Genomic DNA, 23838 nt, shown 5'->3' with positions numbered 1-23838 from the left:
GCATCCTCTCCTGGTGAGCACGAAACTGCGCTACGGCTGGACGACGGGGGCGTGCGCCACGGCCGCGACCACCGCGGCCTACACGGCGCTGCTCACCGGCGAGTTCCCCGACCCGGTGGAAATCGTGCTGCCCAAAGGACAACGGCCGACCTTCGCGTTGACCCGCGAGCGGCTCCGGCCTGATTTCGCGTGTGCCACGGTGGTGAAGGACGCGGGCGATGACCCCGATGTGACTCACGGCGCCCTGATCTCGTCAACGGTGTCGCACGGTTCGCCCGGCAGCGGCGTGGTTTTCCGCGCGGGACCGGGCGTCGGCACTGTAACCAAGCCCGGACTCCCGCTTCCCGTTGGGGAACCCGCGATCAACCCGGTGCCGCGCGAAATGATCCGTTCGCACGTCGCGCACGTGGCGGCGGCGCACGGGGGCTCCGGCGACGTCGTCGTGGAGATCTCGGTGGACAACGGCGAGGAGATCGCCAAGCACACCTGGAACCCGCGCTTGGGCATCCTCGGCGGACTGTCCATCTTGGGCACCACGGGGATCGTTGTGCCGTACTCGTGCTCCGCGTGGATCGACAGCATCCGGCGCGGTGTCGACGTCGCGCGCGCAGCCGGGTATCGGCACGTCGCGGGGTGCACGGGAAGCACGTCGGAGCGGGTCGCGGCGGAGCTGTACGGCTTGCCGGAGGACGCTTTGCTGGACATGGGCGACTTCGCGGGCGCGGTGTTGAAGTACCTCAAGCGGCATCCTGTGCCCCGGCTGACCATCGCGGGCGGCATCGGCAAGATGTCCAAGCTCGCCGATGGCCACCTCGACCTGCACTCCGGGCGTTCGCAGGTGAACCACGAGCTGCTGGCTTCGCTGACCTCGCAGGCGGGCGGCTCAACGTCGCTCGTGACGGCCGTGCGAGAGGCGAACACCGCGCTCGGAGCGCTGCACCTGTGCCAGGAAGCCGGTCTGCCACTGGGTGATCTCATCGCGGTGGGCGCGCTCGCCACGTGCCGCTCCGTGCTGGCGGAGGCTCCCGTGGCGGTCGACGTCGTGGTGATCGACCGCGCCGGAGTGATCGTCGGCCGCGCCTAGCCACCGGGGTTCCGCAGTCTTCAAGACCCGCGAACCCCTTCTGGATCATCGCCAACCGCCCCCCACTTCGGCGCGCGCTGAGGGTTTGCCGTCGTTGGAGACCGCGCGCAGGGGGGTTCTGGGGTCTTGAAGACTGGCAAACCCGGGCGGGGGCTACCGCGTGTGCGTCGTCTTCGGCTACGGTTTGGACGAGTGCCCAAGTCGATTGTCCAAGACGACTGCCCAAGATAGGGGGCGCCATGGGAGCGCGCAGCCACGAGGTGCGGGAACGGCTGACGACCGCGGCGACGGAGCTGATCGTCGAGCTGGGCTGGTCGGGGGTCAGCACGCGGCTGCTCGCCGAGCGGGCCGGGGTGACGCCGGGGTTGGTGCACTACCACTTCTCGTCGCTCCAAGCCCTGCTGAGCGAGGCCGCGGTCAGCGCGCTCACGCGGATGGTCGACGGGCTCGACGCGGTGCTGGAGCAGGCGAAGAGCCCGGAGGACGTCGTCGAGCAACTGCTGTCGGCGTTGTCGGAGCACTCCGGGAGCGATCCGATGTCCTTGCTGGTCAGCGAAACCTTCCTCGCCACGACCCGGGACGCCGAGTTGCGCGGCGCCGTGGCCACGGTGCTCGCCGACTTCCGGGCGCGCCTGGCCGCGTGGTTCGCCGACCACGGCGTCGACGCGCCAGAAGCGACAGCTGCGGTGCTCGCCGCGACGGTGGACGGGTTGATGCTGCACCGCGCTCTGCTGCCCGAGGCCGAAGCCACGGCAGACGTGCTGCGCCGGATCGTGGCGGTGCGGTCATGAGGGTCGTGATCTGCGGAGCGGGGATCGCTGGGCTGGCGCTCGCGGTGCGGCTGAGCGCACGTGGCGACGACGTCGTGGTCCTGGAGCGCGCGCCGGCGCCCCGCGAGCAGGGCTACATGATCGACTTCTTCGGGCCGGGGTACGCGGAGGCGGAGCGGATGGGACTGCTGCCCCGGCTGCACGAGCTGGGCTATCGCATCCCGCAGGCCAGCTACGTGGGCGAGGACGGCCGTGTGCGCGCGTCGCTCGGGTTCACGCGCTTCGCCAAGGCGATCAACGGCGGCCTGATCAGCATCATGCGGCCCGACCTGGAACTTGCGCTGCGCGAAGCAGTCCGGGCGGAGGTGCGCTTCGCGACGACGATCACGGGCGTGGACAACCGCGCGGACGGCGTGACCGTCGAACTGTCGGACGGCACTTCGACGGCGGCGGACCTGCTCGTCGGCGCTGACGGCATCCACTCCGCGATCCGCGAAATGATCTTCGGCGAGGAGCGGGAGTTCTTGCGCTACCTCGGTTTCCACACGGCGGCGTTCACCTTCGACGACCCCGAGGTGCTGGCCGAGGTGACCGGCGGCTTCTGCCTCACCGACACCGTCGACCGGCAGATGGGCCTGTACGCGCTGCGCGACGGGCGGGTCGCCGCGTTCACCGTCCACCGCACCGCTGATCCCACCCTGCCGGAGAACCCCACGGCCGCACTGCGCGAGGCCTACGGCTCGATGGGGTGGCTGGTCCCCCGTGCGCTCGCGAAGGCACCGTCGGAGATCTACTACGACCAGGTCGCGCAGGTCGAGGTGTCCCGCTGGAGTTCGGGACGAGTGGTGCTCATCGGCGACGCGTGCCACGCGGTCTCGTTGCTCGCCGGGCAGGGCGCTTCGCTGGGGTTGGCGGGCGCTGGGCTCCTCGCCGACGAGCTGCTGGCGCGGCCGACGATCGGCGAAGCGCTGGCGACCTACGAGCGTCGGTGGCGCCCGGTCGTCGAGGAGAAGCAACGCGTCGCCCGCCGTGGGACGCGGTGGTTTCTGCCCGACTCGCGAGCACGACTGTGGGCGCGCCGGGTGGCGCTGAAGCTGGCGCGGCTGCCGATCGCGGACCGCGCCGTGGCGACAGCGCTCGTCGGCAAGCTCTGAGATCAGGTGCGGCAGCGCGCGGCGGAATAGAGGTGGCTGTCGAGGAATCCGCTCGCGGTGAGCACCTTGCCGACCACGATCACCGCCGTTGTGCGGATGCCCGCAGCGTGCACCTGCGCGGCGATGTCGGCGAGGGTTCCGCGCAGGATGACCTCGTTCTCGCGGCTCGCCCAAGCGACGACCGCGACCGGGCAGTCCGAGCCGTAGTTCGGCACCAGCTCAGCGACCACCTCGTCGATGCGTTGCACCGCAAGGTGAAGCACCATCGTCGAGCGACTACGGCCGAGCGACGTCAGGTCCTCGCCCTCCGGCATCGGCGTCGAGCGCGCGGAAGTTCGGGTCAGCACAACGGTTTGGCCGACGCCGGGCACGGTGAACTCGCGCTTCAAGCTCGCCGCAGCCGCCGCGTAGGCGGGGACGCCGGGCACCACCTCGTACGGCACACCGGCGTCGTCCAGGCGGCGCATCTGCTCGGCCATGGCGCTGAACACCGAGGGATCACCGGAGTGCAGGCGCGCCACGTCCTTGCCTTCGCCGTGCGCCGCAACGAGTTCAGCGAGGATCTCGTCCAGGTTGAGCTTCGCGGTGTCGATCACGCGGGCGTCGGCCGGGCACAGCTCGAGCAGCTCGTCCGGCACGAACGCGCCCGCGTACAGGCACACCGGCGAGGACTGGATGACTCGCTGACCGCGCACCGTGATCAGGTCGGCCGCGCCCGGCCCCGCTCCGACGAAGTACACGGTCACGGCGATTCTCCTTTGGTAGCAACCCAGATCGTCACTGGCATCATCGCTCGCCAACCGGTGAACCCACCGATAGGCGCGCCCCTGCTGACCGCCAGGCGCACCAGCTCTCCACCGAGTTCGGCGTGCCAGCGCGCGAGAACGGCTTCCGACTCGACAGTGACCGCGTTGGCCACCAAGCGCCCTTGCGGCTTGAGCTTGTCGTAGCAGCGCTCCACCACGCCGGGCGTGGTGACGCCGCCGCCGATGAACACCGCGTCGGGCTGTTCTTCCGGCAGCGCATCGGGAACTTCGCCGAGCACCACTCGAATCGACGGCACACCAAGCTTTTTCGCGTTGGCCGTGATGCGGTCGGCGCGCTCGGGGTGCTTCTCGATCGCGATGGCCCGGCAGCTCGGATGCGCGCGGGACCATTCGATCGCGATGCTGCCCGCTCCCGCGCCGACGTCCCACAGCAACTCGCCTGGCACGGGCGCGAGCATGGCCAGGGTGACCGCGCGGACCTCGCGCTTGGTGAGCTGACCGTCGTGGTCGAAGGCGTCGTCGGGCAGGCCCGGCACCGCGGAGAGCTTCGGCCCGACGCACTCCACGGCGATCACGTTGAGCGCGGCGCACTTCTCGTGCCACTCCGCCGCCGTCGAGCTGATCTTGCGCTCTCCAGATCCGCCGATGTGTTCGAGCACGGTCAGCGTGCTGGCGCCGAAACCGTTCTCCGTCAACAACTTCGCGACCTCGACGGGCGTGTTGCCGTCCGCGCTCAACACCATGACCCGGCGACCGTGGTGGAAGACGGCGTTCACGGGGCGGCCCACGGCGGACACCACCTCGACCTCGTCGAGCGGCCAGCCGAGGCGCGCGCAGGCGAGGGAGATCGACGACGGGTGCGGCACGACGTGCAGGCGCTCCGGCCCGACGAGCCGCGCCAGGGTCGAGCCGATACCGAAGAACATCGGGTCACCGCTGGCCAGCACGCAGATCGCCTTGCCGCGGTGGGCTTCGAGCAGGCCCGGCAGCGCGGGCAGCAGCGGTGACGGCCAGCTGACCCGCTCGCCACCGGAGGGCACGAGCGCGAGTTGCCGCGAGCTCCCGAAGAGCACGTCGGCGCCCGTCACCAGGCGGCGCGCGCTCTCCGGAAGTCCGTCCCAGCCGTCGGCCCCGATCCCGACGACCGCGATCTGGTCAGCGTCCACGCGCTGACCCTACGACAGCTGCGAGGTGATCCAGTCCGCGTAGTGAGCCACATTGCTCCCGACGGTCGGGTAGCGCTTCTGGCCGCACGGCGCGGCGCCCCACGAGATCACGCCGACGAGCTTCCCCTTGGCGTACATCGGGCCGCCGTGGTCGAGGATGCAGCCGCCCGTGCCCTCGTCGCCGCCGACGCACAGCGCGCCGTCGCCGACGGGCAGGACGTCCTTGTAGTTCGCGGCGCACGTGGCGTGCGGCACCGGCTTCTGGGTGACCTTGCGCAGGGAGGTCTGCTGCTCGTTCTTGGCGTTGAACCCCCACCCGGCGAGGACCACGTCACCGCTCGCCTGCTCGCGGCTGAGCTCGACGGCGCGGATGCGCTTGGTGGGCGCGACCTTTTCGGTCAACCGAACGACCGCGAGGTTGTTCGTCAGGTTGGCGACGTCGTAGGCCGGGTGCACGGTGACCTTCTCCACGCCGACCGTGCGCTGACCAGGTGCCGCGACGCGCAGGGAATGCCCGCCCAGCATCACTTTCAGCGTCGCGGGATCCGGCTGGCGAACGCAGCTGGCGGCCGTGAGCACGTGCTGCTCGCCGACCACGATCGCCCCGCACGCGAAATCGACGCCCTCCTGAACGTATGCGGCGGAAGGGAATTCCCCCGACTTCGCGGCGTTCCCACCCGCGATCGCGTTCGCCGGAACCGCGGGTACCAGTGCTGTCAAGGACAGTGTTGCTATCGAGAGGACCTTTCGGCGCACAGCGGCGTTTTCCCTTCGGGCTGCGTGAATATCGGCTCGCAGAGTATGGCGAACATCGTCCGGGATGGCATGCTCGGAGGATGGCAATCTTCACCCTTGACGAGGCGCGTGCGGAGCTGCAACGGCTCCTGCCCGTGTTGCGCGAGATCGTCGCCGTGCGCGCCGACGCCGCCGAACTAGCCGGCGCAGTCGCCGAGGGCGGGCGTTCCGTGCGGCTCGGCGGCCTGCCGGAGTTCAAGGCGGCGCAGGCGAAACTCGACGAACTGATGACCCGCGTTCAGGGGACCGGCGCCGAGCTGAAGGGCTTCGCGCCGCTGCTGGTCGACTTCCCCGCCGAGCTCGACGGCGTTCCCGTGCTGCTGTGCTGGCTCGAAGGCGAGGCCGACCTCGGCTGGTACCACCGCGCCGACCTCGGCTTCGCCGCCCGCCGCCCCCTTCCCTGACCGCGTGGGGGCATCGACACCTTGTGCCATCGTGGCCGCTCGATGTTCAGGGGGTGTGATCGCGGTGCACGAGCTGTCCGAGTCCAACACTGGGTGAGCGACAGTCTCAGTGAGCCAGCTCGACACCGACAGCTGGTAGCGCCATCGGGGGTCAACCCACCAGGTTTGCCGGTCTTCAAGACCACCCAACCCCCGGCGACACCGTCTCCAACCGCAGCAAACCCCACAAGACCGCAGGTTTGCGGTGGTTAACGATGATCAACAGGAGGGTTTGCTGGTCTTGAAGACACCCCAACCCCCGGCGACACCGTGCTTAACCCCTTGCAGGACAGGCGCTAGACGTCGGGGATGACGCGCTTGTCGTACCCGGCCTGGACCAGGCGCTCGTAGGCGGTCCACACCTCGGCGGGCATCTCCTGCGGGATCGCGTGGCCCTGCTCGCCGTAGACCTTGATGCGCTGCGTGTCGGCCACGATGGTGTTGACGACCCGGGCGTCGTCGCCGATCCCGGCCAGGTAGTCCACCAAGCTGATGTCCTGCGATGCGCAGATCACCTCGACCTCGGGCCAGATCTTCCGGCAGGCGGCATACGCGCGGCGCTGCTGATACGGCCGCGAGATCAACATGACTGACCGCACCTCGACGCCCTGTGACTCCAGCAGCGCTCGGGACAGCGCGATGTTCGCCCCGGTGTGCTTGGCCTCCGGCTCCACCAACACCGCATCATCAGGCACACCAAGGGAAAGAGCGTGTTCGCGGTAGTGCACGGCTTCTCCGCGCGGGAAGCGGTCGATCGTCGTCGGAGCGTTCGCGCCACTGAAGACCACCAGCGGGAAGTGGCCGGAGTGGAACAGCTCCGCAGCACGGGTGGCGACGCCGAGATCGTGGCTGCCGAGGCCGATCCCGATATCGCACGGGCGCAGCTCGTGGCCCATGTGGTTGTAGTCCCACAACACCTGGACATCAGCCAACAACTGCTCACCCAATGCGCTCGCTCCTAGTCGGGGACCTGGAAGTTGTAGGACCAGGCGAAGCGACTCGCCGCATGCACGCCCCGCGCGAACTCCACGGGCACGCCGTCCCTGGTCACGGTGCGCCGCTTGAGCACCATCACGGGCTCGCCTGCTGGCAGCTTCAGCAGCTCGATCTCATCCGGGCTGGGCATCCGAGCGAACACGGTTTCGGTGATCGCGTCCGGCTCCAAGCCCTGCATGGTCAGCACTGCGAACCCGCCACCTCGACCAGCGGGGCCGGGCGTCGGGTCCACGAGCGGCGTGCCCTCGACGTGCTCGGGCCGGTAGTAGCTCGTGAGCGTGTGCGTCGGGTTGTCGCCGTCCTTCACCAAGCGGGAACGCTCGTAGACCTCGCTGCCTTCCTCGACGCCCAGCGCTTCGGCGATCTCAGCATCGGCAGTGGCCCTGCGTACCGTGTTGGTCTGGTCGCCCGGCTTCCACTCCCGGCCCGATGCCTCGCGGTCTGCGGCGAACGCGACCAAGCCGAACTTCCACTTGCTCTTGGCGTAGCGCTCGGCGCCGAGCCTCTTCATGACGGGCCGCTCGCGCACGACGGTTCCCCTGCGGCGGACCGGGGTCACCAAGCCCTCGGCTTCCAGCACGGCCACAGCCTTGCGCACGGTGTTGATGTTTACGCCGTACTGCGCCGCGATCTCCTCCTGCTTCGGCAGGGTGCCGCCAGGCGGGTACTCGCCTCGCTGGATCGCTGCCCGCAGGGCGTCCGCCAGCTCCCGATAGCCAGTGCCCAAGAGACCTCCTCCGCTCCAATAAGCCTATCTGTACCAGCGGCGCCGCCAATTAGAAATAGCTCTATTGACACAGCGGGCGACGGCCTGTTCCATAGAACTAGATCTAACTGGCCACTAGGAGGCAGGCGTGAACCGGGATTGCGACTCGCAGACGAGGGCGTCGTGACCGCGCGCCGCCTCGACCCATATCTCGGTGCGGTGGTCGGCGCCGTTCACGTGCTTCTCCGCAAGGTGGACTCGGACAACGCCGCCCTCGATCGCAGGGTGCTCACCGAGGGCGTGCGATGGTGGCAGCGTTTGCTGGACCAACACGAGCCGATCGACTCGCCATCTGGATTCGTCTGCGCAAGCTGTCGGTCCCCAGTTTTTCGCCGTCCCGTGCGCTTTCCGTGTCCAACGTGGGAAGCCAGCGCGCTGCACGTTTCCACGATCACATTGGCGTTGAGGCACGACGAGATCGTTCGTCCGCAGATCGAGCCGCCCGGAGGACCACGAGTCGCAGTGGCGCTCGGTTCGTTCCGCCCACACCACCGGTCACCTTCCACATCTCTTACCGCACAAGGGAAATCGTTGGTCGGGGTGGATTGTCCGCCGGAGTAGGCATTCCATTCTCGGCCTGGACGGCTCGGCAGGGCGAGCGCCGCTGACGAAGCCTGTGCGGGACCGCACTGCCGGACGTGACCATCCAGAACAGCTTCTGCGTGCCCTTGGCCCTCAGCACCCGTCACATTGCGACCGGTCCCGTGACAAGCTCAGCCACTCAGCGCATCCAATAGCCACCAGCAAACCCATGCAGAACAGGAACAGCTACCCACGAAAACGCAGGTCAACAAGTGTCTTCCCCGCGCGAGCGGGGGTGGTCCCACCTCGGTGTGCAAGGCCCAGCACGAGTACGTGTCTTCCCCGCGCGAGCGGGGGTGGTCCGGTCTCCACCCAGGCGACGCGGGTGATGCGTTCGTCTTCCCCGCGCGAGCGGGGGTGGTCCTGGGCAAGACAAGACGAAAATGCCCGACCTGACGTGTTCCCCGTGCAAACGGGGAGGTCCGCCGCTGACGATCATGAGCCCGTCACCGACCATGAGACCCTGATCGAGATCCCGAGGACGTGCTCAAGATGTACGCCCCTCGCTACCTGGAGCAGGAGGGGCAGCACTTGAGTCGCACGATCGAACCTGGCCCCGAGTTCGGCCAGCTCTTCCACAGCTTCGAGCACACCGCTTTCCGGCTGGAGACGCGCGACCTCTACAAATCCGCGAACGAGGCGAGGGCGCTCGATCAGTTCACAGCGGGCGAATCCGTGGACATGGGCTGGTTCCAGAACTGGCTGAGCATGATCCGAGAGGCCACCTCGGCAGGGCGCCGCTTCTCACGCGTGCGAGTGGTCAGCATGCCGCCGACCGTCTACAGCCGCTTCGGCATCTTCTGCTCGGAGTACACCAACGAGGCGGGCGAGGACATCCGATACTTGAGGCGGGACGATGCCGCTGGCCTGCCGGACTACGACTACTGGCTGTTCGACTCGCGCAATCTGGTGCGGATGCACTTCGACGGCGACGAGAACTTCCTGGGCGGCGAACTGATCGAGGACTCCGCCGAGATCGTGCAGCACAACCATTGGCGAGATGCGGCTTGGCACCGTGCCGTACGACGGGATGACTTTGCCATCGAAGCGAACGACCAGCATCACCGGCGTTCGCCAAGCTCGTAACGCGCAAGCGACTCTGCGGGACTAGGCGGCGCGGACCTCAGCTTCACCGCCCGCCGCATCACTGACCGCTCCTGAGCTACCGATCGCGCCAGCTCAGCGTCGAGATCGTCAGCGCCGCATCGGCGATGCGTTGTGCGGTCTCGGTCTTCAAGCCCGCGCGCGAGGAGTCAATCCAGCCTTGCACTCCGTCGTGTCCGGCGGCGCGGTACTCGACCGCCTGGAGCAGACACTCCAACTTGTCGGCGTCCTTCGCGCAAAGCGCCTCAGCGGAGTCTTGCGCCTCATACGCCGCGACCGCTTCCTGCACGACCGTCGCCGACGCGGTCGGCATACGAGCGACCTGAACCGCCGTGATCGCTTCGTTGTCCCCACCGCTGATGAACGGCTTCGCAGTGTGGGGGATATCGCCGGTGCGCGTTTCCTGCGAGTCGTGCCAGATCGCGAAGAATGACGCCTGTGCCGGGTCCGCGCCTTCGTGGGCTGCGATCAACGCCGCCAAGTGGGCCACGCGCAGGCTGTGCTCCGCGACGGACTCCGGATCGCGCACTCCGACGTGCCACCATCCAGCGCGCCGCATCCTCTTCAACACACCCAGCTCGAACGCGAACGACGCGATCCCCTCAGCGCCTCCGTTGTCGAGCGGGCTGGTCTCCGTGCCGCTACCACTGGCCACGTGAACGTCCCTTCTTGCGGTCAGCGACCTTGATCGCGTAAGCAACGTTAACCAGGTCCTGAAGAGTTCGTACACGCACGTCTGGTCGGACGGACGGACCCGGGCCACTGGGGACTCCCATCCAACTGAACCCTCGTCCAGTCTCCTGTCCGCCCAGAAGGCTTCCGCGTTCCCAGGGCTCTGTAAGCGCACGTCGCTCACAAGCGGTCTCATAGCAAGCTCAACCAGCCAGCGCGTCTCACGGCTACTCACAAACCCATGAAAAACGGGAACGTCTACGCGCAAAAATCCAGGTCAACGAGTGTCTTCCCCGCGCGAGCGGGGGTGGTCCTGGCTGCTCGGCCAGGAAAGCCCTACCAAGTGGGTCTTCCCCGCGCGAGCGGGGGTGGTCCGCGGTGGCGACCGCTCGCGCACTGCGGGCGGATGTCTTCCCCGCGCGAGCGGGGGTGGTCCCCGGCGCCGGAGCTCGCGGCGGTGTGCAAGGCGGTCTTCCCCGCGCGAGCGGGGGTGGTCCCTCGACGTCCCCGACGAAGCCGGTTTCGGACGGGTCTTCCCCGCGCGAGCGGGGGTGGTCCGGTCGGCCAGGCCGTTGCCGACCCACATCAGCGGTCTTCCCCGCGCGAGCGGGGGTGGTCCTGCGTCGTTCTAACCGCTGATCTTGAGGAAGACGAGGAGTCCGCCTGCGACACCTACAACCCGCAGGTTCCCGATGATGCTCCGGCGATGTCCTTCGACCACGGCCACGGTCCCGAGTTCCACCGCACCACCACCGTCCGGCTCGACGTGGTCGAGGCGGCGGTTCGCGACCTGTGTCTCATGGCAGACAGCACGACTTCTCTGGGGAGGAACGTCGCGCGCCTGGCACGGCGTCCGCACACCGCACACCGGGGGTTTGCGGTGGTTAACGATGATCGAAAGGGGGGTTTGGCGGTCTTGAAGACGCCCTCACCCGACCGGCCGGGAACGTTGCGGTGGCGCAAGGGCGCCTGGGCCGACCTGACCCCACCGACAGGTCGGCCCCCGCGTTCAGGTGGCCCGGACGGTTCCGTTCAGCGAGGCGCTCTCCCCTGGCGTCTCGGTGGTGGGAAGCGTCACGGGGTCCGGGAGGGGGCGCGGCGGCGGGCTGAAGCGCGGCCGGGCGGGCGGGTGGAACGCGGCCGGGTCGTGCGGCTGCGCGGGGTCGGAGTGTGGCACGGGAGCGGGGTGCGGAGGGCGGGACTGGAACTGGGCGTGCAGCTGGGCGTTGTCGCGGAGCTGGGCGTGGTGCTGGACCTGCGAGAGGACGTGGTCGGCGTCCATGCCGGGCAGGTGGATCCACGCGAGGTCCTGGTAGGTGGAGCTGTCGATGGGCACGGGGGCGCACCGCGCGGGCGGGACCTGCATGATGCGGAACGGCTCGACGACGTTGTGCCACACCCACCGGGAGACCACGAGCGCGGCGCCGACCTTGTCGCCGCACGGGTCGGTGGCCATGCACTGGGCGACGGCGGCGCGGAAGGCGGGGGCGTCGAGCAGCCTGCTGGCGACGATGTAGGGCCGGTGGTAGTGGCCCTCCTCGCGCATCGGTCCACAGTGGACGGCCATTCTGGCGCGCAGCGGGATGCGGTGTTCGCGGTTGCGCCAGCGGAGCAGGTGGTCGAGGTGGAAGAGCATCTCGACGAGCTTGGGCGCGGCGTCCTCGGCGTAGGCGAGCAGGACGCCGTCGCCGGTGTGCCTGGGCTGCACCGCGTCGGCGCGGTCGAGCCCGACGGCGCGCAAGGCCCGGTCGAGGTGCTCGTCGAGGTCGGTCTTCATGCCGTCGAGCTGGTCGTCAGCGACCTGGGTGGAGCTGACGACGTCGACGGCGAGCACGGCGTGCGTCGCGGGTACCTCCACTGCCACAGTCGCTCCCTCCACGCGTCTGCTTACGCAATGCATGGAGGGGAGTCTTGTCGCAGCTCCCGAACCGGACTCCCGAAAAGTGGGGAATTGTGGACGCGCTAACGGGTGATGTGATCAGGACTGCGTGAAAGCACGCAGTGCGGCCAGATCAAGAATGACCATCGTGCGGTAGCTGGTGTCGACCAGGTTCAGTTCGCGCAGCCTGCGCAGCGCGAGGTCCACGGAGGTCTCGGAGGCGGGCAGGCTCTGCGCGAGATCGCGTTGGGACCACGGGAGATCGATGTGCCAGCCGCCGTCGGGACGCGCCTTGCCGTTCTCCGTGACGAGGTCGAGCAGGCGCCGCGCGAGCCGGTAGCTGACGTCGCCCTGCGTTTGTTCGAGCCGCTGCTCATTGGCATATGCCAACCTGGAGAAGCTCATCATCATCGTTTCCCGGCGCGCGTCGTCGTAGTCGGCGAGGAAGCGGCGGAACACCTCGGCGCTGATCCGGCGGACCTCGACGTCCTCGACGGCGACCACGTCGGCCATCCTCGGCCGCTCCCCGAGCACGGCCATCTCGCCGTAGAGGTCGCCGGGCTGGCCGAGCGCGAGCACGACCTCGGAGCCGTTGCGCCCGCGCACGACGACCTTGACCCGCCCCACGAGCAGCAGGATCACGCTGTCCCCGGGCTCCCCGGCGTGCAGGACGAGAGCACCGCGCCTGTAGGACTGCACCACGCCGAGGGTGCGCAGGTGCGCCGCGGTGCTGGCGCTCAGGCGTCTCGCGAACACCGCGGGACTGGTCGCCTCGTCCATGCAGCCTCCCCGCAAGCCACCACGGAGCGTACTCGAACGACTACGTGCCGCAGTAACCGTAGTGTCAGGGCCATGGATCTCGTGTGGCCCGAGGGCGCGGAGTTCGACGACCGAGCACGACTGCTCGCCGACTCGCTGGCGACCCTCGAACACGAGCTGGACACCCCGGTCCGCTTGGTGCGCAAGGACCCCGGCGCGGGCGCGCGGTGGCTCTGCCGGGTCGACCCCGAGCACGACGGTCCGGCCGTGCTGCGCCGCGACGGCGATCTCATCGAATCGGTGGGCCGCGCCCACGAAGAGATGTGGGAGACCTTCAGCCTGCGCCACACGTGGTTGCGCACGGGGAAGGACACCTACGCGGTGGACGCCGTGGACCTCGAAGAGGTCGTCCAGCGCATCACCGACGAGATCCGCTTCAGCTACCCGGCGATGGCGCTGCGCAAGATCGACTGGGACAAGCTGTGCGAGCACTACGCGCCGAAGGTCCTCGCGGCGGAAGATCCCTTCGCGGTGTGCCAGGAGTGGGTGGCGAAGCTCGGAGACGCGCACACGGCAGTGCATCGCAGTCCACGCCCAGTTTCCTTGCCCTACAAGGCAAATCGGAGGACGTTCACGGATGTTCCCGAAGGCAGCGCGGCGTGGGGAGCCGGAGTGCGCGCGGGTTGGCGGCTGGACGCGCCGGACGAGGAGGACATCGCGCGGCGCACGGGAGCGTCACCGCACATGCTCCCGTTCATGATCGGCCGGAGGCTGCTCTCCGCGACGGAAAGCCGGGAATGGCGTGCTTTCGGGCCGAACGGCGAAGAGGCGACGTGGACGGAGAAGCCGACGGGGATGCCCTTCGGTGACGTCGTGACCTGGCGCGAGGACGGCTACCTCAGGATCAAGCAGTGGGTTCCCAACGCCGGGATCTCGGAAGCACTGGACGAGGTGTTCAAGAAAGACCACGAGGAACTGACGTTGGACCTGCGCGGGAACGTCGGCGGCAACGTGGTGCTGGCGACAGCGACGCGGGATCGTTTCCTGCGCGAGGAAACCGTGCTCGGCTCGGTGCGCTACTGCATCGACGGCGAGCTGACCGACCACATCCCCATGGTCGCCACGCCGTCGGACGGGGTGCGGTGGAACAAGAGGCTGACGGTGCTCACGGACGCGATGACGTACTCCGCGAGCGAGGACTTCCTGTTGGGGCTACAGGGACTTGAGCACGTCACGGTGATTGGCGAGCCCAGCGGCGGCGGGAGCGGGCGTCCGCGTGTGGTGCGGTTGCTGCCGGGATGGACGCTCAACGTCAGCACGGTGCTCACCTACGACCGCAACGGTCACTGCGTGGAGAACTCCGGCGTTGCGGTCAACGTCTCCAAGCAGTGGCGGTAGAAGCCCTCGACGTCGACCTTCCTGGCGCACTTGACCACGCGGCCCGTGTCGGAGCGCACGGTGCGGCCTTGGCTGGGGCCGGTGGTCAGCACTTCGCAGCGCACGTCCTCGAACTCGCACAGCTCGGGCTCGGCGAGGTAGGAGGTGGTGAGGCTGTCCCAGCAGCAGTACGCGAAGCCGGAGGTCTCGAAGCAGCCGAAGGTCATCGCGAGCAGCGACCCGGCGAGATCGCCGAGCGGAGCGCCGTAGGTGCGGCCGAAGGACTGCGCGAACTCGGGCGTGATCGGCACCTGGTCGGTGGCGTCCAAGGGGAACAGGGTGATCGGGATGCGCGAGGCGAACACGCGGTGCGCCGCGCCCGGGTCCCAGTAGACGTTCCACTCCGCGCTGCCGTCGTGCCCGGGCTCGTCGACGTTGCCGACCACGTCGATGGCGCCGCCCATGAACACGAGTTCGGCGATCTTGGCCTCCACGGCGGGGTGCTCGTCGAGGCACCACGCGAGGTTGGTCAACGGCCCGATCATCAGCAGTGTCACGGGTTCCGGCGCGGCGAGCAGCCACTGGGCGAGCTGCTCGTGCGCGGGCAGCTCGGACACGAGGGTCCGCGGATCGCGCTGGTTGAGCACCGGTAACGCGTCCGCGCGGAGGGCGTCGACCCGCCACTCCAACGGGAACGGGTTGGGACCGGTGAGCACGCCCTCGGCGACGGGCACCTCATGGGCGCCCGCCACGTCCAGGATCTTGCGGGTGGCCGAGACGGCCGGGCCGATGAGGCAGTCGGCGGGAGTCACCGTGACGCCCTTCAACGCGATTCCCCGGTACCGGGTCAACAGCGCCAGCGACAGCAGATCGTCGAGCGCCCCGTCGTGGTCGAAGTAGATCGCGCGGCTCACCCGGCGATTATCGTCAGACCTCGCCCAGCAGGGCCAGCTCCTCGTCGAAGTCGAACCACAGCTCCTCCTCGCTGGAGGGCACCAGCAGGTAGCTGTCGTTGAGGAAGTCGGCGAGCACCTCGGCGTCGGCGCCGAAGCGGGCCTGACCGGCGGGCGTGCTGAACTCGATCTCCACCAGGTTCATCGGGCCTGCGATCGGCCACAGCCGGACGTCGCCCTCACCGGCCTCGCCGAGCAGGCCGTCCGCGAGCAGGTCGCGGGCCAGCAGCCACTCGACGCTCTTGCCACGCGCCGGGTTGAACAGCATGCGGATCGCGTAGGGGTCGCGGGTGGAGTACGCCAGCTCGACCTCGACCGTGACGGCGGGGGCGAGCAGCAGGTTGAACATCGTGGTGGTGCGGATCTCGTCGTGCTCCATGCCAACTCCCTCGTCCGTTCCTGGCGGCTTCGAGGAGTAGACGTCCGAGGCCGCCGGGCTCTGACGCGGTTCGGGCCACGTCACACCCGATCGTGACAAAAAGCGGCCCCGCTCACAGTCGCGAGCGGGGCCACCTTCCGTCATCGACCGATGACTGGCGGCTAGTTCGTGTCTCCTGCCAGCGAGAACGAGCGCAGGCGGTGCGTCGCGGCCACGGTGGCGAGGATGACGAAAACCCCGGCCATCACCAACGCCGTCGTGACCGACAGCGTGCTCTTCAGGATCAGTTCGCCGGTGACCGTGTCGGTGATCGTGCTGGAGAACTGGCGCACGCTGAGCACCTTGGTGCCGTCGACGTAGGCGCCGAGCAGGTTCTCCCAGATCAGGATGTAGCTCATCCCGATGATCACCGGCCGCCGCGTGACCACGCTCAGCGCCAGGAACAGCGCCGAGTACGCGAGCGCCCCGACAGCGGCCCCGGCGAAGAGCCCCCAGCCGAGCCGGGTGGAGTCCGCGATGATCCCGGCGGCGCCGAGCGGCACCCCGGCGGCCACCGTCGTCACCAGCCACGCCACCACGAGCTTGGAGAGGATGATCTCCCGGCGCGGCAGCGGTTTGGTGAGGATGTGGGTGATCGTGCCGTCCTCGATCTCCAGACCGAGCGCGCTGCTGCCGACGATCAGCGCGGTCAGCGGCAGCAGCACGCCGAGGCCCATGCCGTTGAGCAGCATCGGCGCCCAGCGCTCCACCGGGACGTTGCTGGAGCCCGCGAAGGCGGTGAGCCCGATCAGCAGCACCGGGATCGGCAGCAGCAACAGCGCCCTGCGCCTGCCGAGCAACGCCCGGAGGGTGATTCGAATGATCATGAGGTTCATGACGCCACCAGGTAGGAGAAGACGCGTTCCAGGGACTCGTCCGAGGGCAGCAGCTGCGCCAGGCGGATGTCCTGCGCCTTCGCCACCTTGGCCAGCTCGCGGGTGAAGCCGCCGAAGTCGTTGGCGCGCACCTGCAACCCGGCCGTGCCCAGCTCCACCCCGGACACCGACGGCAGGCCCATCAGCGCGGCGGCCAGCCTGCGGTCGTCGGAGGAGGAGATGACGAACTCGTGCGGGCGGTTGGTCATCAGCCGCCGGATGTGCCGGTAGTCGCCGGAGGCGGCCAGCCGCCCGGAGACGATCACCTGCACGGTCCCGGAGAGCCGCTCGACCTCCTCCAGGATGTGCGAGCTGAACAGGATGGTCCTGCCCTCCCCCGCCATCCGGTGCAGCAGGTCCATCATGTGCATGCGCTGCCGGGGGTCCATGCCGTTGAACGGCTCGTCCAGCAGCAGCACCGAGGGGTCGTGCACCAGCGCCGCGGCGACCCTGGTCCGCTGCCGCATCCCCTTGGAGTAGGTGGAGATGCGCCGGTCCATCGCATCGCCCATCTCGACGAGGTCGATGGCCCTGCGCGCGGCGGCCTTGGCGTCGGGCAGCTTGTGCAGCACCGCGCTGGCGTGCACGAACTCCCACGCGGTCAGGTAGCCGGGCACGCTCTCGCGCTCGGTGACCAGGCCGAGCGAGCGGTAGACCTCGGGGTTGCGCCAGCTCGGCGTGCCGTTGACCAGCACGGTGCCCTGCGAGGGCGCGAGGAACCCGGCCATCATGTGCAGCACGGTGGTCTTGCCCGCGCCGTTGGGGCCGAGCAGGCCGGTCACGCCGGGGCCGATCGTCAGCGTCACGTCGTTGACGGCGACCACGTTGCCGTACCACCGCGAGACGGAAGTCAGCTCGATCATGTTCGTGCTCACACCGACACCTTCCGATACCTCAGCAGGAGCAGGCCGACAGCCGCGCAGGTGACGAACAGCGTCACCACGCCGTGCATCGGTCCCCACACGCCGACGGCGTGGTTGGCGCCACCCAGCAGCCAGTTGTCCACGCCCTGCACCAGGTTCGTCGGCGAGATCATGCCGGGCAGCTCGGGCGTGCGGCTCAGCTCGGCGAGACCCTCCGCGATCGGGGCGGTGATCAGGAACAGCGCGAGCACGAGGGTGGAGGCGAAGATCCGCCGCCCGGAGAGCGAGGCCAGCGGAAGCGCGAGCGCGGCCAGCACCACCGAGTGGATCGCGACGGCGGCCATGCCCTGGCCGAACTGGCCCGCGTGGTCGAGCACGCCGGTCATCCCGGTCTTGGTGGAGAAGGCGTTGCCGGCGAACATGATCACCATCGCCGGGCCGAGCGCGAGCGCCACCGAGGAGATCAGCGCGGCGAGCTTGGACAGCGCGTAGTCGGCGCTGCTGAGCGGCCGGGCCAGGTACAGCGGCATCACGCTGTTGCCGATGTCGCGGGAGACCAGCTCCGGCGCGACGACGGCGAGCAGAATGATCGCCACGTAGGTGAGGTTGCCGACCAGGTCGACGTAGCCCACCAGCTGGAGGCCGGTCTGCGTGCTGACGATCATGATCACCAGCCCGGCGATGCCGGAGGCCGCGGTCAGCGTCCAGGGCAGCACCTTCGCCTTGAAGCCGCGGCCGAGGCCGAAGGCCGTGCGCAGGCTGTGCACGTACAGCGACCACATCGCGTAGCGCCTGCCGAGCCGGTGGCCCTGGTAGCGCTGGTACCCGATGTCGTGAATGACACCCTCAGGACCTGCCATGGCTGACCTCCGATCCCGGAGCGGGGTCGCGGAAGAGGTCCGCGACCTGGTGGCGGCGCTGCTCCAGCCGGTGCAGCGAGACGTCCAGGTCCACCACGGCGTCCCGGATCACGTCGTAGGTCAGGTCGTCGTCGAAGCGCACCAGCAGTTCCCTGCCCTGCACGCGGACGTCGAGCCCGGCGGCGGTCAAGCGCGCCACCAGCTCGTCGGCGCGCTCGTCCACCTCGACCGCGAGGACGCCGCTCTGCTGCGTCATCGCCGACAGCGAGTCCGAGCGCAGCAACCGGCCGCCCTCGATCGCCACGAGCGAGGTGCAGATCCGCTCGATCTCGCCGAGCAGGTGCGAGCAGACCACCACGGAGATGCCGAACTCGGTGCCGATGCGCTGCACCAGGCCGAGCATGGCCTGGCGGCCCTCCGGGTCCAGGCCGTTGGTCGGCTCGTCCAGCAGCAGCAGCTCCGGGTCGTGCACGAGCGCCTGCGCGAGCTTCACGCGCTGCTTCATGCCCGTGGAGTAGCCGCCGATCGCCCGGTAGCGCTCCTCGTAGAGGCCGACGTGGCGCAGCGTCTCCGAGGCCCGCTCCCGCGCGGTCGCGGCGGGCAGCCCGGACATGCGGCCCATGTGCGTCACGAACTCGGCCGCCGTCATGTCCGGTGGCAGGCAGTCGTGCTCGGGCATGTAGCCCACCTGCGACCGCACCTGTTCGACGTCGGTGAGGGGGTCCAGCCCCAGCACCCTGATCCGCCCCGCTGTCGGTGCGATCAACCCCAGAGCCAGCTTGATCAGCGTGCTCTTCCCCGCCCCGTTCGCACCGACCAGCCCGACAACGCCGGGCTCGATGCTCACCGTGAGGTCGGCGAGGGCGAGTGTCCCGCCGCCGTACCGTTTTTCGAGCGACTCGCTCTCGATGAGTGTCACGTCGTGCACACTACGGCGGACCACCGACGGCCGACATCCGGCGCGCCCCTGGGAACACCCCTAGGGGGTTGCGCTATTTCAGCACGATGGCGTGATTCCCTTGCGGCACAAGCTCTCCGACCACGATTCCGCCCGGCACCTCGCCCGCTACCAGTAGACCACCAGAAGTCTGAGAGTCTGTCAGCAACAGCGCCTCCGACTCCTCCACTGTGGACAGATCGACGTGCGGGCGCACCCAGTCCAGGTTGCGGCGGCTGCCCCCGCTGACGAAGCCGTCGCGCAGGGCCTCGCGCGCGCCGTCCAGGTACGGAACGGCGGCGGAGTCGATGATCGCGCTGACCCCGCTGGCGCGCACCAGCTTGTAGAGGTGGCCGAGCAGGCCGAAGCCGGTGATGTCGGTGGCACAGGTGATCCCTGCGGCGATGGCCGCAGCAGATGCCTCGCGGTTGAGCGTGCTCATCGCCTCGACCGCCTGCGGGAAGACCTCGCCGGTGGCCTTGTGGCGGGTGTTGAGCACGCCGATGCCCAGCGGCTTGGTGAGCGACAGCGGCACGCCCGCGCGCCCCGTGTCGTTGCGCAAAGTCTTTGCGGGGTCGACGATTCCGGTCACGGCCATGCCGTACTTGGGCTCCGGATCGTCGACGCTGTGCCCGCCCGCGACGTGGCACCCGGCGCTGGCGGCGACATCGCGTCCGCCGCGCAGGACCTCGGCGGCAAGCTCCATCGGCAGCACCTCCCGGGGCCAGCCGAGCAGGTTCACCGCGACGACCGGCTTGCCTCCCATGGCGTAGACGTCGGAGAGCGCGTTGGCGGCGGCGATCCGGCCCCAGTCGTAGGGATCGTCGACCACCGGGGTGAAGAAGTCCGCCGTGGCAACGAGCGCGAGGTCAGGTCGCACTCCGACCACTGCCGCGTCGTCGCCGGTGTCCAGGCCGACGAGCAGGTCGCCGACGGGGTCCTTGGGCGCCGCTCCGGTGAGTCCGGCGACGATGCTCTCCAGCTCGCCGGGCGGGATTTTGCAAGCGCATCCGCCGCCGTGGGCGTACTGCGTGAGGCGTGGGGTCATCACCCCGTTATCGTGTCAGGGTGGTGGCTGAGGGAGGTGTATCCGGTCTGGTGACCGGCGCGGTCTTCAAAACCGTTGAGCGGCAGTACCTGTCGCTGGCGGGTTCGATTCCCGTCCACCTCCGCCACCGGGGTTGGTCGTGACCGGTCCACGGCGGCTCGGTGACGACCCCGCAGCCGATCCTCGGCGGCTGATCCCGCGCACTGACGCCCTCCTCGCCGCCTTTTCCGACGCCGCGCGCGTGCACGGCACCGCGACTGTGAAGGCGGCGATCGTGGCCGCGCAGCAACGCGCTCGGGCCGGAGAGATCGCGCCGTCCGACGTGGCTTCCGAGGTTGCGGCGGCACTGCCGACCGGGCCTCGCCGCGTGATCAACGCGACCGGTGTCGTGGTGCACACCAACCTCGGCCGCGCTCCCCTGTCCCCCGCCGCGCGCGCCGCTGTCGACGCCGCTTCGGGCACCACGGACGTCGAGTTCGACCTTGCGACCGGGGCACGGGCGCGGCGCGGTCGGAGTGCGCTCGCCGCTTTGGCTTCGGCGGTTCCTGACGCTGGCGGAGTGCACGTCGTCAACAACAACGCGGCGGCTTTGCTGTTGTGCGCGTTGGCTTTCGCGGCGGGTCGGGAGATCGTCATCAGTCGCGGAGAGCTGGTGGAGATCGGCGACGGCTTCCGCATCCCGGAGCTGCTGCGCTCCGCCGGCGCGCGGTTGCACGAGGTCGGCACGACCAATCGCGTGCACCTGCACGACTACGCGGACGCCGTCGGGCCCTCGACGGGCTTCATCCTGAAGGTGCACCCGTCCAACTTCCAGGTCACCGGCTTCACGTCCACTGTGGACATTGTTGCCTTGAAGAGCCTCGGCGTTCCCGTCGTGGTCGACATCGGCTCCGGCTTGCTCGCGCCGCACCCGCTGCTGCCCGACGAGCCCGACGCGGCGACGGCTCTGCGCGCTGGGGCGGACCTCGTGACCGCGAGCGGGGACAAGCTCCTCGGCGGCCCGCAGGCGGGACTTCTGCTCGGCGATGCGGACCTGGTGGAGCGGCTTCGTCGTCACCCGGCGGCTCGGGCGTTGCGCGTCGACAAGCTCACGCTGGCGGCCCTTGAAGCAACCCTGCGCGGGCCGCTTCCCCCTGTGCGCCAGGCACTTGAGGCTTCCGTCGATTCGCTCTTCGACCGGGCCTGCGTGTTGGCGGCGGAGGTGCCGGGCGCCGAGGCCGTGTACTGCGTGGCGGCGGTGGGTGGAGGCGGAGCGCCGGGCGTCGAGCTGCCGTCGGCCGCCGTGAGCCTGCCCGTGGAGTACGCGGAATCCTTGCGGTTGGGCGAGATCGCTGTAGTCGGCCGGATCGAGCGCGGGCGTTGCCTGCTCGACTTGCGCACGGTTCTCCCGTCCGACGATGAGCTGCTGCTGCGCGCGGTTCTGGGCTGATGCGGGTCATCGCCACCGCCGGACACGTCGACCACGGCAAGTCCACCCTGGTCAGGGCGCTGACCGGGATGGAGCCGGATCGCTGGGCGGAGGAGCGGCGGCGCGGGCTGACCATCGACCTCGGCTTCGCGTGGACCACGCTGGCGGACGGCTCGTCGCTCGCGTTCGTGGATGTGCCGGGGCATCACAGGTTCGTGCCGAACATGCTCTCCGGCGTCGGCCCGGTGCCCGCGGTGATGTTCGTGGTGGCCGCCGACGAGGGCTGGATGCCGCAGTCCACCGAGCACCTGGCCGCCTTGGACGCGCTTGGCATCGAGCACGGAGTCCTGGTGATCACGCGCGCCGACCTGGCCTCCGCTGAGCCCGCGTTGGCGGAAGCGCGGGCGCGTCTGGCGGCCACCTCGCTCGCTGGGATCACACACGTCGTGGTGAGCGGCGCTACGGGTGCTGGGCTGGATGAACTGCGTTCCACCTTGTGCGGCTTGGAGATCCCTGCTCCGGACGTGGCCGCCGATGTGCGTTTGTGGGTGGACCGCTCGTTCAGCGTGGCGGGGGCGGGCACGGTGGTCACGGGCACGCTCGCGGGCGGGACGTTGAGCGTGGGCGACGAGCTGATGTTGAACGGTTCTCCGGTCGTTGTGCGCGGGCTCCAGTCGTTGGGGCGCAAGGAAGATCCGGTTGAGGCGGTTGCCAGGGTCGCGGTGAGCCTGCGTGGAGTGGATCGTGATTCTGTTCGTCGTGGCGACGCGTTGCTCACGCCGAACCGGTGGTTGCTCAGCTCCACTGTGGACGTTCTGGCGTCTGAGCTTCCGGCTCAGGTGGTGCTGCACGTCGGCTCGGCGGCGGTTCCCGCGCGCGTCCGTCCACTGGGGACAGATGCTGCTCGACTCACGTTGTCGCGCGCGTTGCCGTTGCGGATCGGTGATCGGGTGTTGTTGCGCGGCTCGGAGATTGTCGGGGCTTCGGTTGCCGACCTCGATCCTCCGGCGTTGACTCGGCGCGGAGCTGCGCGAGCGCGAGCTGCCGAGCTGGCGTCGCCGCTCGAACTTCAAGTGCGGCAGAGGAAGTTCGTGCACCGAGACCGCTTGCGCGCGATGGGGTTGCCGCACGACGGGCCGGAGTGGCGGGCTGATCCGGAGCACTGGGCGGGTTTGGTGACCCGGCTCAAGTCCGAAGTGGACGGTTGGCCGCCGCTCGACCCTGGAATGCCGGTGACGGTGGCACTTCAGCGGCTGAACATGCCTGCCGCGCTCATCGGAGACCTGGCGACCGAGGCTGGGTTGTTCGTGGTCGGTGGGCGGCTTCAGCGAACCGGGGCGGCCTCCCTCCCGGCTCGTGTCGAAGCCGCGCTGGCGACGCTGACGCGTGAGCTGCGGGCGGCGCCGTTCGCCGCGCCGGACGCGCATCGGCTGGCAGAACTCAAGTTGGGGCAGAAGGAACTCGCGGCGGCCGTGCGCGCGGGGCGGCTGGTCAAGATCGCGGAAGGGGTCGTGCTCCTGCCGGAAGCCCTCGGGCTGGCGCAGCGCGTCCTCGCGCGGTTGGAGCAGCCGTTCACCGCGAGCCAGGCGCGTCAAGCGCTCGGCACCACGCGGCGGGTCGCCGTGCCGCTGCTCGAAAGCCTCAACCGCGCGGGCGTCACCGAGCGCCTGGACGGCTCTCGTCACGCGGTGACAACGAAGCCAGAATGACGATCATGGCGAGCACGAAGCCGCCCGCCACGCAGAGCGCTCGCACGGTCAGCTCCATCTCCACCGGCGCGAACGCGGACGCGGCAGCGGCGACGACGGCGCGGAGCACGGAGACCCAGGTCGCGGGCTCGTCGGCGCCCAGGCAGCCGCACGGCGCGCTGGACCTGCGGCTTCGCAAGATCGTCAGGTAGACGGCGAAGACCGCGTAGAGGGCGGCTTGGGCCTGTGCGTAGCCCACGAGCGCTGCCAGGCCCACCACGATCTCGACCGGGCCGAGCGCCGTGGACACCGGCCCCCACGCGCGGCGTGGCAGCAGGGCCTGGACGCGCAGGACGCCTCGCAGGCGGAGCCGGTCGCGGGCGTGCCCGGCCCCCGCGAACAGCAGCAGGACGGCGGCGGCAGCGGCTACGGCAGTGGTCAGCGCGGGGAGCACGTGCGGCAACGTAGCGCAGG

24 protein-coding genes, 1 tRNA gene and 1 CRISPR repeat array are annotated in these 23838 nt (G+C 69.3%); of the genes, 9 read left to right on the top strand and 16 right to left on the bottom strand.

Annotated features, from left to right (window positions below; translation table 11 throughout):
• The first annotated feature begins 13 nt into the window (after positions 1-13).
• The 3 genes from ABD798_RS20155 (at position 14) to ABD798_RS20145 (ending at position 3008) form a co-directional block, all read left to right on the top strand.
• A complete protein-coding gene (locus ABD798_RS20155) occupies positions 14-1084 on the top strand; it encodes a cobalt-precorrin-5B (C(1))-methyltransferase (protein ID WP_344877045.1) in 1071 nt (356 codons plus the stop codon).
• Between the two features lie 239 nt (positions 1085-1323).
• Positions 1324-1875, top strand: coding sequence for a TetR/AcrR family transcriptional regulator (locus ABD798_RS20150; protein WP_344877043.1), 552 nt, complete (start codon positions 1324-1326; stop codon positions 1873-1875).
• Positions 1872-3008 carry an FAD-dependent oxidoreductase gene (locus ABD798_RS20145; RefSeq protein ID WP_344877041.1) on the top strand — a complete coding sequence of 379 codons (1137 nt, stop codon included), beginning with the start codon at positions 1872-1874 and terminating at the stop codon, positions 3006-3008. The genes ABD798_RS20150 and ABD798_RS20145 overlap by 4 nt, the downstream gene beginning before the upstream one ends.
• Positions 3009-3010: 2 nt before the next feature.
• Here the strand turns inward: ABD798_RS20145 and cobM are convergent, their stop codons facing one another.
• Genes cobM through ABD798_RS20130 form a run of 3 tightly spaced genes read right to left on the bottom strand, consistent with a single transcriptional unit; the run spans position 3011 to position 5661 of the window.
• A complete protein-coding gene (gene cobM / locus ABD798_RS20140; RefSeq protein WP_344877039.1) occupies positions 3011-3754 on the bottom strand; it encodes a precorrin-4 C(11)-methyltransferase in 744 nt (247 codons plus the stop codon).
• Positions 3751-4941, bottom strand: coding sequence for a precorrin-6y C5,15-methyltransferase (decarboxylating) subunit CbiE (cbiE, locus tag ABD798_RS20135; RefSeq protein ID WP_344877037.1), 1191 nt, complete (start codon positions 4939-4941; stop codon positions 3751-3753). Before cbiE ends, cobM begins: the two co-directional genes overlap by 4 nt.
• Positions 4942-4950: 9 nt before the next feature.
• A complete protein-coding gene (locus ABD798_RS20130) occupies positions 4951-5661 on the bottom strand; it encodes a S1 family serine peptidase (protein ID WP_344877035.1) in 711 nt (236 codons plus the stop codon).
• Between the two features lie 116 nt (positions 5662-5777).
• On the opposite strand from ABD798_RS20130, the gene ABD798_RS20125 reads away from it, so the two are divergent.
• A complete protein-coding gene (locus ABD798_RS20125) occupies positions 5778-6140 on the top strand; it encodes a DUF2203 domain-containing protein (RefSeq protein ID WP_344877033.1) in 363 nt (120 codons plus the stop codon).
• A 335-nt stretch (positions 6141-6475) separates the two neighbouring features.
• Here the strand turns inward: ABD798_RS20125 and ABD798_RS20120 are convergent, their stop codons facing one another.
• Together ABD798_RS20120 and ABD798_RS20115 are read right to left on the bottom strand one after the other, a co-directional pair.
• Positions 6476-7075, bottom strand: a complete 600-nt coding sequence (locus tag ABD798_RS20120; protein ID WP_344877409.1) for a YdcF family protein — start codon at positions 7073-7075, stop codon at positions 6476-6478.
• 62 nt (positions 7076-7137) lie between these two features.
• On the bottom strand, positions 7138-7902 hold the full coding sequence (locus ABD798_RS20115) for a GntR family transcriptional regulator (RefSeq protein ID WP_344877031.1): 765 nt from the start codon (positions 7900-7902) through the stop codon (positions 7138-7140).
• 1113 nt (positions 7903-9015) lie between these two features.
• Between ABD798_RS20115 and ABD798_RS20110 the strand changes: the two genes are divergently transcribed.
• Positions 9016-9609, top strand: coding sequence for a DUF6879 family protein (locus tag ABD798_RS20110; protein ID WP_344877407.1), 594 nt, complete (start codon positions 9016-9018; stop codon positions 9607-9609).
• 76 nt (positions 9610-9685) lie between these two features.
• On the opposite strand, the gene ABD798_RS20105 is transcribed toward ABD798_RS20110, so the two are convergent.
• From ABD798_RS20105 to ABD798_RS20095, 3 genes are all read right to left on the bottom strand, one after another.
• Positions 9686-10282, bottom strand: a complete 597-nt coding sequence (locus ABD798_RS20105) for an HD domain-containing protein (RefSeq protein ID WP_344877029.1) — start codon at positions 10280-10282, stop codon at positions 9686-9688.
• Between the two features lie 303 nt (positions 10283-10585).
• Positions 10586-10918: a CRISPR direct-repeat array (repeat unit 28 nt; unit sequence GTCTTCCCCGCGCGAGCGGGGGTGGTCC).
• 390 nt (positions 10919-11308) lie between these two features.
• Positions 11309-12163 carry a hypothetical protein gene (locus ABD798_RS20100; protein WP_344877027.1) on the bottom strand — a complete coding sequence of 285 codons (855 nt, stop codon included), beginning with the start codon at positions 12161-12163 and terminating at the stop codon, positions 11309-11311.
• Positions 12164-12277: 114 nt separating this feature from the next.
• Positions 12278-12958, bottom strand: coding sequence for a Crp/Fnr family transcriptional regulator (locus ABD798_RS20095; RefSeq protein ID WP_344877025.1), 681 nt, complete (start codon positions 12956-12958; stop codon positions 12278-12280).
• A 72-nt stretch (positions 12959-13030) separates the two neighbouring features.
• Between ABD798_RS20095 and ABD798_RS20090 the strand changes: the two genes are divergently transcribed.
• Positions 13031-14335 (top strand): S41 family peptidase, encoded by a 1305-nt coding sequence (locus tag ABD798_RS20090; RefSeq protein WP_344877023.1) that lies wholly within the window; start codon positions 13031-13033, stop codon positions 14333-14335.
• Here the strand turns inward: ABD798_RS20090 and ABD798_RS20085 are convergent.
• The 7 genes from ABD798_RS20085 to selD all read right to left on the bottom strand — a co-directional run bounded on the left by ABD798_RS20085 (position 14281) and on the right by selD (position 20268).
• Positions 14281-15228: a nucleoside hydrolase gene (locus tag ABD798_RS20085; RefSeq protein ID WP_344877021.1), complete on the bottom strand. Its 948-nt coding sequence runs from the start codon at positions 15226-15228 to the stop codon at positions 14281-14283. The genes ABD798_RS20090 and ABD798_RS20085 overlap by 55 nt on opposite strands.
• A 13-nt stretch (positions 15229-15241) precedes the next feature.
• Positions 15242-15646 (bottom strand): SsgA family sporulation/cell division regulator, encoded by a 405-nt coding sequence (locus tag ABD798_RS20080; RefSeq protein WP_344877019.1) that lies wholly within the window; start codon positions 15644-15646, stop codon positions 15242-15244.
• Positions 15647-15807: 161 nt separating this feature from the next.
• Complete coding sequence (locus ABD798_RS20075; RefSeq protein WP_344877017.1) at positions 15808-16512, bottom strand: ABC transporter permease; 705 nt, start codon at positions 16510-16512, stop codon at positions 15808-15810.
• Between the two features lie 5 nt (positions 16513-16517).
• Positions 16518-17435, bottom strand: a complete 918-nt coding sequence (locus ABD798_RS20070; protein ID WP_344877015.1) for an ABC transporter ATP-binding protein — start codon at positions 17433-17435, stop codon at positions 16518-16520.
• Complete coding sequence (locus ABD798_RS20065; protein WP_344877013.1) at positions 17432-18283, bottom strand: hypothetical protein; 852 nt, start codon at positions 18281-18283, stop codon at positions 17432-17434. The genes ABD798_RS20070 and ABD798_RS20065 overlap by 4 nt, the downstream gene beginning before the upstream one ends.
• The gene (locus ABD798_RS20060) at positions 18270-19202 is read right to left on the bottom strand and encodes an ABC transporter ATP-binding protein (protein WP_344877012.1); all 933 of its coding nucleotides are present in this window, start codon (positions 19200-19202) and stop codon (positions 18270-18272) included. Before ABD798_RS20060 ends, ABD798_RS20065 begins: the two co-directional genes overlap by 14 nt.
• 73 nt (positions 19203-19275) lie before the next feature.
• A complete protein-coding gene (gene selD, locus ABD798_RS20055; RefSeq protein WP_344877010.1) occupies positions 19276-20268 on the bottom strand; it encodes a selenide, water dikinase SelD in 993 nt (330 codons plus the stop codon).
• Between the two features lie 32 nt (positions 20269-20300).
• Here selD and ABD798_RS20050 point away from each other — a divergent pair.
• The 3 genes from ABD798_RS20050 to selB all read left to right on the top strand — a co-directional run bounded on the left by ABD798_RS20050 (position 20301) and on the right by selB (position 23385).
• Positions 20301-20395: transfer RNA gene (locus ABD798_RS20050), tRNA-Sec, on the top strand.
• A gap of 66 nt (positions 20396-20461) precedes the next feature.
• Positions 20462-21697, top strand: a complete 1236-nt coding sequence (selA, locus tag ABD798_RS20045; protein ID WP_425549248.1) for an L-seryl-tRNA(Sec) selenium transferase — start codon at positions 20462-20464, stop codon at positions 21695-21697.
• Positions 21697-23385 (top strand): selenocysteine-specific translation elongation factor, encoded by a 1689-nt coding sequence (selB, locus tag ABD798_RS20040; protein ID WP_344877006.1) that lies wholly within the window; start codon positions 21697-21699, stop codon positions 23383-23385. Before selA ends, selB begins: the two co-directional genes overlap by 1 nt.
• On the opposite strand, the gene ABD798_RS20035 is transcribed toward selB, so the two are convergent.
• A complete protein-coding gene (locus tag ABD798_RS20035; protein WP_344877004.1) occupies positions 23333-23818 on the bottom strand; it encodes a MauE/DoxX family redox-associated membrane protein in 486 nt (161 codons plus the stop codon). The two genes, selB and ABD798_RS20035, sit on opposite strands and share 53 nt — an antisense overlap.
• Positions 23819-23838 lie beyond the last annotated feature (20 nt).

The sequence above is a fragment of the Allokutzneria multivorans genome, assembly GCF_039537405.1.
In the GTDB taxonomy this organism is placed as follows: domain Bacteria; phylum Actinomycetota; class Actinomycetes; order Mycobacteriales; family Pseudonocardiaceae; genus Allokutzneria; species Allokutzneria multivorans.
The sequence above is the reverse complement of the archived record's forward strand: the minus strand, read 5'-3'. Positions and strand labels throughout refer to the sequence as shown.